Annotated in this window: 14 protein-coding genes; all 14 read left to right on the top strand. The window is 39.1% G+C overall.

Annotated elements, in window-relative coordinates; genetic code table 11:
- Window positions 1-23: 23 nt before the first annotated feature.
- Window positions 24-443, top strand: coding sequence for a helix-turn-helix transcriptional regulator (locus QVP35_RS16005; protein ID WP_288187992.1), 420 nt, complete (start codon window positions 24-26; stop codon window positions 441-443).
- The gene (locus tag QVP35_RS16010) at window positions 440-721 is read left to right on the top strand and encodes a hypothetical protein (protein WP_022261436.1); all 282 of its coding nucleotides are present in this window, start codon (window positions 440-442) and stop codon (window positions 719-721) included. Before QVP35_RS16005 ends, QVP35_RS16010 begins: the two co-directional genes overlap by 4 nt.
- A 12-nt stretch (window positions 722-733) precedes the next feature.
- Window positions 734-1813, top strand: coding sequence for an ATPase, T2SS/T4P/T4SS family (locus QVP35_RS16015; RefSeq protein ID WP_022261437.1), 1080 nt, complete (start codon window positions 734-736; stop codon window positions 1811-1813).
- A gap of 2 nt (window positions 1814-1815) precedes the next feature.
- Window positions 1816-3339 carry a type II secretion system F family protein gene (locus QVP35_RS16020; protein WP_022261438.1) on the top strand — a complete coding sequence of 508 codons (1524 nt, stop codon included), beginning with the start codon at window positions 1816-1818 and terminating at the stop codon, window positions 3337-3339.
- A gap of 131 nt (window positions 3340-3470) precedes the next feature.
- On the top strand, window positions 3471-3671 hold the full coding sequence (locus QVP35_RS16025; protein ID WP_022261439.1) for a hypothetical protein: 201 nt from the start codon (window positions 3471-3473) through the stop codon (window positions 3669-3671).
- 14 nt (window positions 3672-3685) lie between these two features.
- Window positions 3686-3826 carry a hypothetical protein gene (locus tag QVP35_RS16030; RefSeq protein WP_022261440.1) on the top strand — a complete coding sequence of 47 codons (141 nt, stop codon included), beginning with the start codon at window positions 3686-3688 and terminating at the stop codon, window positions 3824-3826.
- Window positions 3827-3835: 9 nt separating this feature from the next.
- Window positions 3836-4312 (top strand): hypothetical protein, encoded by a 477-nt coding sequence (locus QVP35_RS16035; RefSeq protein WP_022261441.1) that lies wholly within the window; start codon window positions 3836-3838, stop codon window positions 4310-4312.
- Window positions 4313-4324: 12 nt separating this feature from the next.
- Window positions 4325-4654, top strand: a complete 330-nt coding sequence (locus QVP35_RS16040; RefSeq protein ID WP_022261442.1) for a hypothetical protein — start codon at window positions 4325-4327, stop codon at window positions 4652-4654.
- Between the two features lie 12 nt (window positions 4655-4666).
- Complete coding sequence (locus QVP35_RS16045) at window positions 4667-5005, top strand: hypothetical protein (RefSeq protein ID WP_022261443.1); 339 nt, start codon at window positions 4667-4669, stop codon at window positions 5003-5005.
- Between the two features lie 138 nt (window positions 5006-5143).
- The gene (locus QVP35_RS16050) at window positions 5144-5536 is read left to right on the top strand and encodes a helix-turn-helix domain-containing protein (RefSeq protein ID WP_022261445.1); all 393 of its coding nucleotides are present in this window, start codon (window positions 5144-5146) and stop codon (window positions 5534-5536) included.
- Between the two features lie 214 nt (window positions 5537-5750).
- Window positions 5751-5909 (top strand): hypothetical protein, encoded by a 159-nt coding sequence (locus QVP35_RS16055; protein ID WP_022261446.1) that lies wholly within the window; start codon window positions 5751-5753, stop codon window positions 5907-5909.
- Between the two features lie 20 nt (window positions 5910-5929).
- Complete coding sequence (locus QVP35_RS16060) at window positions 5930-6088, top strand: hypothetical protein (protein ID WP_022261447.1); 159 nt, start codon at window positions 5930-5932, stop codon at window positions 6086-6088.
- A gap of 12 nt (window positions 6089-6100) precedes the next feature.
- On the top strand, window positions 6101-6463 hold the full coding sequence (locus tag QVP35_RS16065; RefSeq protein ID WP_022261448.1) for a hypothetical protein: 363 nt from the start codon (window positions 6101-6103) through the stop codon (window positions 6461-6463).
- A 7-nt stretch (window positions 6464-6470) separates the two neighbouring features.
- On the top strand, window positions 6471-8322 hold a 1852-nt coding region (locus QVP35_RS16070; RefSeq protein ID WP_288187986.1), incomplete at its 3' end, for an InlB B-repeat-containing protein.

Below are 8322 nucleotides of genomic sequence, written 5' to 3' on the forward strand. Positions count from 1 at the left end.
ATCGTAAAAATATAGCCAGAAATATAAAAGAATATCGGCAACGAGAAGGAATGAATCAAAAAGAATTTGCGAAAACCATAGAAATGAATTATCAAAACTATTCTCAAATGGAGCGCGGTTTATATTTTCCATCATTAAATAGGCTAATGGATATTTGTAAAACATTACAGATTACACCGAATGACTTATTATTAGAACAGATGGATAATGAGAGTAAAGAAATGACATTAGGTGATGTTTTTGTAGGTAATACGAGAGAAAGGAGACATTCTATGAGATATGATGTAAGGCCTGTTGTTTGTGATTATGGAGTGTTTGAAGATGGACGATTAATATTGATTTGTAACTGTAGTAAAAACGCATTGCTGATTCAAAAAATTTTACAAACGGATTGTGAAAGAGAAGTATATGTAGAAGAAAATAAAAAAGGAGAAGAAAAATGAAGAAAAGAATGATGATGTTGGTTATGGTATGCATGATGATGTTTGGAAGCGTATCTGTGATGGCGGCTCCGAAAAAGGTGACAGCAGAAAAACAGAATGTAGTGGAATGGGTAAAAGAAGCGGCTGATTTTTCAAAAGACACTGCAAAGGAACGTCATGTCCGGTATATGGGAATTGGAGCGATGGTATTTTCAGCACTTGGAGTTTTTGTTCTTGTTCCTCTTGCAAAGCGTCATGTTGCAAAAGGTGTCGGAGGGGAAGAAGAAGACGAAGAATAGGAGAGCAAAAAAATGAGTGAAAAACAATTAGCAGGGTTAAGGCCGGAACAGTTTGGCCCATTGCTTCCCTTTGTAGAGAATGACCAGATTACAGACATCAACTGGGCCAATGGTCAGTTGATCGTTGACGATGTGAAAAAAGGTCGTTATCTGGTGGAAAACGTTCATTTGACGGATGAATTTTTGAATCAGTTTTCCAGCCATGTTGGAAACATTCCATCTGTCAATGCAAACCTGACTTCTGTGAATCCTGTCGTGGAAGCGGAAGGGAATGGGTTAAGAATAGAAATTGTCCATGAATCTGCGGCAGTCAATGGAAAGACTATCTCGATTCGGAAGTCTCTTCCGTATGCGAAACTTACGGATGAATCTATAATCAAAGACGGTTACTGTACAAAGGAAATACAGTATTTTTTAAAAAGTATGGTTTTGGCACAGGTAAACATAGCGATTGCAGGACTTGTGGGAGCTGGAAAAACAGAGTTGTTAAAGTATTTGACTTTAACGATTCCGGCGATGACCAGAGTGGTCACGATTGAGGATAACTTGGAAGTACATTATTCCAAACTGAATCCGGGGAAAGATTGTGTGGAATTAAAAGTAAATCCTTCCTTTGGTTATGTAGATGCACTTGTGACTTGTTTAAGACTTCGGACAGACTGGATTCTTCTTTCGGAAGCCCGGAGTACGGAAGCAAAGTATCTGATTGAAAATATTTCTACGGGAAACAACTGCATCACGACGCTTCATGCGGATGATGCTAGAAAAATCCCGGTCCGGCTCCGAAACATGATGGATGATCCAATCATTGGGGAGAAGATGGAAAGTGATACTTATAGCTATTTGAATCTTGGTATTTATGTTCGGCGTAAAATGTTGGCAGATGGTCGTATTATTCGCCGAATCGAACAGATTGTTTGTTTTGGAAAAAACCAGGAAGATCGCAATGTGTGTCAGTTGATCGTTAACGATGGAAAGTTGATTTCCAGAGACTTGACAGAGGAAATTGAAAAGAAATTGAAACGGGTAGGGATTCAGAATCCATTTAAAAATCCTTATCCACAGATGGAAGAATTTATGAGAAAGGAGTAGATATGGGAAAAAAGAAAGGAAAGAAAAAGAAGAAAAAAATCAGTACCTTGCAACTGCTTAATTTTAAAAATCTTCAGACGGAGATTTATGGATATGGTTATGAGTATACGTTTACAAAGTATGTCAGCAACCTGTTTTTGTATCTGTTTGCAGTTTTCTGTTTTGGAAAACTGTATCAGTTGGAAATTAAATATATCCTGATTTTGTGTGCAATTTTCTTTTTGCTTCTGCCACGGGTGTTTTTATCTGAGTTCAAACGCCTGCATGAGCAGAAGCGGTTTGATGATACTGTAAAATATATGCGCCAGCTAATCAACTGTTACGATCGGGAGCCGCACAAGATTCTGCCGGCGTTAAAGGAAACGAGAAAGGTTTTTCAGGAAGAAGAGCCGATGTATGAATGTATTACAAAAGCAATTCAACTGATCGAGACAAATGTCGATGATCCTGACATGTATCAACATGCTTTTAAGATCATAGAAAAAGAATACCACTGTGATGAAATCAGGCGGCTTCACTCTTATCTAATCCGGGTGGAAGAAGAAGGTGGAAACTTCCATCAAATGCTTCATATTCTTTTGAATGATACGATCCGATGGCAACAGCGGGTTTATAAATTTCAGAAGGATAAACAATGGCAGAGAGTCCTTGCCGTTGTCATGATTTTTGTTTGCATGATTTTAGGCTTGGCAATGTCTATCATGTTCATGCAGTTAAGGGATCAGATCAATATTTTTAAGGAATTGTCTTACCAGATATCACAGGCTCTTTTCCTTGGATGTTATATGTTTATCTTTGCAAAAGTACAACGATCCACAGATTATTCCTGGCTTACAGTCGCAACCAAGGGAAATACAGAACAGATCAGCCGGGATTGGGAACTTGTTCGTCATATGGATAAGAAAAAGGAACGAAAACAGGCAATGTTGAAAACGTTGATTTCGGTTCCTTTTTTTCTTGCAGGCATTTTTCTAAAAAATGTTTACTTAGGGATTGCTGGCGTAGGAATTGTTTATTTTATGCTGACCAGTCCAGCAAGAAAGTTAAATAATGCAAAAAAACGGTTGAGAAAACTTGTGGAAATGAAATTCCCGGTGTGGCTGACCAATGTGATTTTATCTTTGCAGGGAAAAAACCTGTACTTATCCATTAAAGAGTCTTTAAACAAATGTCCGTTTGTTTTAAAAGACGAAGTAAAAAAGATGCTTTCTGAAATGGAAGAGCATCCAAAATCCAGTCTTCCGTTTGACCATTTCGCCAATGAGGTGACAACACCGGAGATTCAAACAGCGATGGGAAATCTCTATAGCATTGGTGACAGCGGGGAAAATTCTGACCAGCTGGCAATCTTGATTGAAAACAATAATCAGTTGGTTGACCGGGCGGAAAACTTGAAAAATGAAAACAAGGTAGCGCTTTTTGGCTCTAATATGTATATCCCGTCGTTTGTTATGGTCATGCAGATCGGCACGATCATGATTATTTTGTGTATGGGATTTTTAAAGATGATGTTAAAAGCAGTATAGGCAGGTGATAGAAGTGAAATTAGACCGGATCATACAGGAACTAGCGGAAAATGGGATTGGAATTGTTTTTGGAGCAATTCTGATCGGGGTTTTTAAAGTACTTTGTGACTCACTATAGGGAGGTGTTTTATGTGACGCAGAAAGAGATTATGGAGCGATCTAATGAAGAAATAACGATAGATGAATTGCAGGAAATGGAAGAGTATTGTGTGGATCTTTGCCGGACAGATTGTTTAGGAAGCAGTGGTTCTCACAGAGGGTGTACTTGGTATTCTCTTAGTTTTTTGAATGGAGAACAGGTGGATGTTTTTGTGAGAGGAAAATATGAATAAAAAGGAGATTAAAAATGGAAGATGAAGAGATCAGTGAGGTAGGCTCTATGGGGCTTAACGTTTTTGTGACAATCTTGTTTGTTGCCTTTTTTTCAGGGGCAATCCTCTTTTTGAAACACTCAGGGCTGGACTTTTTAAAAGCCCTGTGTGGGTAAGGAGGGCGTATGAAACAAGTCATAAAGCTGGTAAAACAAGCGACGGTGGAACTTGTGGTTGCGGGGATCATTCTTGCCGCATTTTGGGGCATTTTTATGTATCAACTGTCAGACCAGAGTAAGATAAATGATACTGTGAAGTCAAAAAGTAATCAAGAACTGCTGGAAAGAGGGTTTCCGGCTATTACAGCAAAGAAAACAGTAAAACTGGAAGTAAAAAAAGAGGATATCGTGGATGCCCGTACTTTTGCTAAGGCAGAGGATCAAGAAGACGGCGATTTGACGGGTCAAATCAAAACCTATCTTGTAACGGTAGAGGATGGCAAAGAAAAAAAGACGCTGTATGAAGGAAGCAATTTAAATACGGGATCTTCTGTTAAAGAGTATTCCATTCTCTATGTTGTAAAAAATTCAAGGGGATTAAAAGATTCCAAACGTCTAAAACTGTTACTTATCAATATGGATGGGATATCCTCAGAAAGGTAGAAAGGAGGAATTATGAAGCAGATTATGTCACAGGTTACAACCGTATTGTTTTTAGTGTTTGTTGCTTTTTTCTTCCTTTCCATCCTGCTTACCGGGGCAACCGTCAGTGAAGCGCAGAAGTTTCAAACGGAAGCAGTGGAAGAGATGCAGGCCAGCCATTTTTCATCAGAAGTTATAGATGAATGGCTTTTGAAAGCAAGAGAAAAAGAGTATACCTTAACCGTTACAAGTGACGGTTTTTACGAAGACCGTCCTTGTTATCGGCTGGAATTAAAATATCCAATCCAGATTTTCTTTTTCCGGTATCAGACGAAAAATGAGTTGGAAGCTTATGCGCTCTAAAGGAGGGATAGAATGGACAATTTGCCAAAGGCCATCATTGTTTTTATGGGAACGATTCTGTTTGGCCTGTTTTTGGTTTCTTACAGCAATACACAAGTATCGGTAAACAATGCAAAGAAATTTCAAGCGGCGATGTCCCAAAAGATGAAAGCCGCTGATTTTTCAGATTACATCATACAAGAGTGTAAAGAAGAAACAAGGGAAGCTGGATATGAAGCATTGGAAGTAACAAAAGAAAGTGACGACTTGTTCGTTGTTACTCTAAAGTATCAGGTCAAAAATACGTTATTTTCCGCTGACAAAACATATGAGCGAAAAAGCTATGTTAGATTGGCACAATCAAGTGAGTAGAAGAAGGAGGTAAGCTATGGAAAAAATGTCTATGACTTCAATAACATCGTTGATTTTAAAAGAATGTGAAAAGGGTCACATTCTTTTATTTGATTCAAAATCAGATTATAGAAAAGGGTCTGTAAATCAGGAGGTGCTATGATACTGGATCGTGAAGAAATAGGGAGAAGAATTTATAAGATCAGGAAAGAGAATGGTTATACGTTAGAGGAATTTGGACAGATAATAGGAGGTGTTACAAAAGCGTCTGCTTTTGCTTGGGAACATGGTATTCATCTGACAAAAGAAGAACGATTAGAGAAGATCGCTGATCTTGGAGGGATTTCTCTTTCTGAATTACTTTTTGGTCACCCGGAGAGTTGTTTTAAAAAGAAGTGCTTTGATGTAGAACACTATGGAACACTTATAGATGATTATGAGAAGGAATGTGCAGGAAAGTGGATTAGACAAAAAATTTACGTTTATGAAGAAAAAATGTATTTGGAAACATGGTATAACGGAGATCGAATTCAATTTGTAGAACTGTGGTAACCAGATGAAGGCTAAAGATTGTAAAAATATTTACAGTCTTTTTTTGTTACAGAAAACAGGAGGAATTATGAGGATTCGTGCGCCGCCAAAAAAAAACACGACACCTGGAAGCATGTTTCACTTGCTGTAAGGTGCTGAAACACTAGGGGTTTGGGGAGCGTAACTCCCCAAGAAACAAAAACAATAGATTCATAAAGAAAAGGAGAAAAGAAGAATGGAGAAAATCATAGGAGTAGTAGCAGAAAGTGGAGTAGCAGTATTTGCTGGAGTGTTTCTTATTGGAGCAGTGACAGCAGTCTTGGGACCAGCGGTTCAGACAGCATTACAGACAATGATCACAACAATTACAAACAAAGCAGTATCAGTATCGTAAAGAAAAGGAGATAGAAAAACATGGAAAAAATAATTGGGATTGTAGCAGAGAGTGGAGTATCCGTATTCGCCGGGGTATTTTTAATCGGAGCAGTAACAGCAGTTCTTGGACCAGCAGTCCGGGACGCTTTAGACACGATGATTACAACAATCGTACAGAAAGCAACAACAGCTTCATAGAAAGGAGCGGCTATGAAAAATGCAATCATTGGGTTGATCGTGGTTGTCCTTGGACTTCTTACCATCGTTGCATTTTCAAAAATGTCCAGTACCAGCACCAGAGACACGGAACTTAGTACTTGTGTCTCTGAGGCGGTGAAGAACACGATGGATGGAACTTCGGAATTTCATTCCGACGCAGAAATGGCGCAGGATTTTGAGCGCAATTTAAAAGCAGGAATGAACTCAAAAGGAAAAATAAAAATCATCTATTATGGTGTGGATTATCAGAAAGGGTTGTTAGATGTGGAGGTGGTACAGACCCATCAAATGGATGGGAAAACAAAAACGATGAAATGTCGCAAAACTTCTGTTTTGGAAGAAAAGGAACGGTGATGTAAAGATGAAAGGAAAGAAAAAACAATGGTGGAAACGGCTTTTGTGTATAGTTTTGGGATGTACCATGTTACTTCCGGGGACTGTTCCAGTTCTGGCATACAGTTCCGAAACAGCGGACTGGAAAACTATGAACAAGTCTGGGAAATTTTATTTCCAGATCAAGGGAGACGGGAAAACCAGTAAAGTCTGGATTAATGTAAAACATTCTAAGGATATTGGATGGGACTATTTTACGAATAACTCATCCACATGGACCTGCTCCTTATCTGGAACGAACAACCATAACATCAAGCTGAAGGTAAGCAGTGTAAAAACAAAGCAATCTTCGGACAATGCATATACGGTTTTTGTATTTACTTTGTCTTATACTCAGTCTGCACACTATAAAAAGAGTTCAGCAGACTATGACAAGCCAGACGGACTTAGATTAAACTATCGGGAGTATACAAAGGACGGGGGTGATGGTGACATTACTTCTGACGCTCCTTTGGTTCATAGTAATACAACTAGGAACATTACCATTCAGGTGAACTCCCGCTGTATGGGCATTAATAATACAGACAGCAAAGGTGGAAATAAAAAACTTTATACAGGTTGCGGAACGACGCTTAATTTCACTCGTCCTAATCGAACGGTTACATTTTCTAATGGTTATGGAGGAAATGTAGCAACAAAGACGGTTGCGGATGGGGCTTATGTAACTGCTCCGGGAAATCCTACACGTTATGGTTATAACTTTACAAGCTGGACGGGGACTGTAGGGGCAATCGTCTGTGCGAACCGCACACATACGGCACAATGGACACCATGGCGACACACGGTAGCCTACAACGCCAATGGAGGTACAGGAACGCCGGGAAGCCAGACAAAAACCTATGGACAAAGCCTAAGCATTAGCCAGACAACGCCGATTAGACATGGCTATAACTTTAAGAACTGGAATACGGCTCAGAATGGCACCGGGACAGCCTATGGAAAAAACAGCAACTATGCCCATGACCAGAATGGCGGTACAGTTACATTGTATGCTCAGTGGAATCCATGGAAAGGAACGATTGCGTATAATGCCAATGGTGGCAATGGGGCACCGGGAAATCAGACTAAAATCTATGGACAATCCTTAACTTTAACAGGAAGTGTACCGATTAGGGCTGGTTATGAGTTTGTCTGCTGGAATACAAAACAGGACGGAACGGGAACTTCTTATCTGCCGGGTCAGATATATGGTGGAGAAATAATCAAGGATAATGATACGATTCCTTTATATGCCCAGTGGAAAGAAATCTATCGGGTACAGTATGAATCAGCGGAAGATGCAAAGGGTGATGTCCCAGAGCAAGTACAAACCGTAGAAAAAGACGTAAGGCTTCAGAAAAATAATTTTGAAGTATCAAACGCAAAATTCATGAGTTGGAATCTGTTTAAATCAGGGATAACAAGTCCTAAAAAACATGCAGAAGGTGAGACAATGTCTTATGAACAGTTACGGGAAGAATCTGATAATTCTGTAAAAGGCACGGTAACCCGGATGTATGCAAAAAGTGTTCAGATGTCCAGTCAGCCAGCATCCGTAAAAAGCATGGCAGGAAGTATTCTGCCAACCAATGATTTTACAATGCAGGCTCAATGGGATCGTTTTCCTGAGTTATATCTGAACGATCCTGTTACTGTATTAGAGAATGAAAAAGTAACAGGTAAAGATCTAAGGAAGCTAATTAAAATTTGTACTGATAATGAAGATGGCGATATGTTAGACCATGTAAAACTTATAAAAATAGAATATGACAAATCTTCTATGGGATATCAGCCAGAAACAAAGACTTTTGATAACATACCAGAAACGGAAACCATTGATA

It is taken from the genome of Anaerostipes sp. CAG:276, assembly GCF_000432215.1.
Lineage (GTDB): Bacteria > Bacillota > Clostridia > Lachnospirales > Lachnospiraceae > Anaerostipes > Anaerostipes caccae.

Coding starts and splice junctions, on each gene's coding strand:
- QVP35_RS16065 (WP_022261448.1), top strand. CDS start 6,101: ATGAAAAATGCAATCATTGGGTTGATCGTGGTTGTCCTTGGACTTCTT.
- QVP35_RS16035 (WP_022261441.1), top strand. CDS start 3,836: ATGAAACAAGTCATAAAGCTGGTAAAACAAGCGACGGTGGAACTTGTG.
- QVP35_RS16030 (WP_022261440.1), top strand. CDS start 3,686: ATGGAAGATGAAGAGATCAGTGAGGTAGGCTCTATGGGGCTTAACGTT.
- QVP35_RS16050 (WP_022261445.1), top strand. CDS start 5,144: ATGATACTGGATCGTGAAGAAATAGGGAGAAGAATTTATAAGATCAGG.
- QVP35_RS16010 (WP_022261436.1), top strand. CDS start 440: ATGAAGAAAAGAATGATGATGTTGGTTATGGTATGCATGATGATGTTT.
- QVP35_RS16045 (WP_022261443.1), top strand. CDS start 4,667: ATGGACAATTTGCCAAAGGCCATCATTGTTTTTATGGGAACGATTCTG.
- QVP35_RS16015 (WP_022261437.1), top strand. CDS start 734: ATGAGTGAAAAACAATTAGCAGGGTTAAGGCCGGAACAGTTTGGCCCA.
- QVP35_RS16040 (WP_022261442.1), top strand. CDS start 4,325: ATGAAGCAGATTATGTCACAGGTTACAACCGTATTGTTTTTAGTGTTT.
- QVP35_RS16060 (WP_022261447.1), top strand. CDS start 5,930: ATGGAAAAAATAATTGGGATTGTAGCAGAGAGTGGAGTATCCGTATTC.
- QVP35_RS16055 (WP_022261446.1), top strand. CDS start 5,751: ATGGAGAAAATCATAGGAGTAGTAGCAGAAAGTGGAGTAGCAGTATTT.
- QVP35_RS16020 (WP_022261438.1), top strand. CDS start 1,816: ATGGGAAAAAAGAAAGGAAAGAAAAAGAAGAAAAAAATCAGTACCTTG.